Origin of the sequence: Rhizobium sp. 18055, from assembly GCF_902706285.1 — a bacterium.
Lineage (GTDB): Bacteria > Pseudomonadota > Alphaproteobacteria > Rhizobiales > Rhizobiaceae > Rhizobium.
On record NZ_CACSKD010000314.1, the window covers coordinates 1 to 434 of the forward strand.

Sequence of the window (434 nt, forward strand, 5' to 3'; positions counted from 1 at the left end):
CGGGGAAGCCCGCCATCTGCTTGATCTGCTCAAGAATGGGCGCCCCGGCGTCGATGCCCACCTTCGCGAGTCGCCCCGGCTGCAGGAAGTTGCCCATGCTCAGGCTGGAGCCGCTGGCCGTCAGGCCCAAGCCCGCGAAGGAGCGGAACACCACGCTGGCCAGCATGTTGAAGTTGCCGATGATGTAGGCGAAGGCACCGACGTACAGCACCTTGCGGATCAGCTTGGCGATCACGTCCTCGCCCTGGCCGGTGGCATGGCCCATCGCCCAGAACAGCCCGGCGAGCGTCATGTCGATGACGATCAACGTGGCTGTGAGAAACGCCACCTCGCCATGCAGCAGCCCAAATCCCGAGTCGATGTAGCGCGAGAAGACATCGAGAAAATGGTCGATGACCGAAACGTCATTCATGGCCCGGCCTCGTCAGCGGCTA

The 434-nt window shown here is 63.4% G+C and carries 1 protein-coding gene; it reads right to left on the reverse strand.

The genetic code is table 11. From position 1 onward, the window contains the following. Positions 1-412, reverse strand: a 412-nt coding sequence (locus GVL52_RS29295; protein WP_200848017.1) for a type IV secretion system protein, incomplete at its 3' end; no start/stop codon positions are given. Positions 413-434 lie beyond the last annotated feature (22 nt).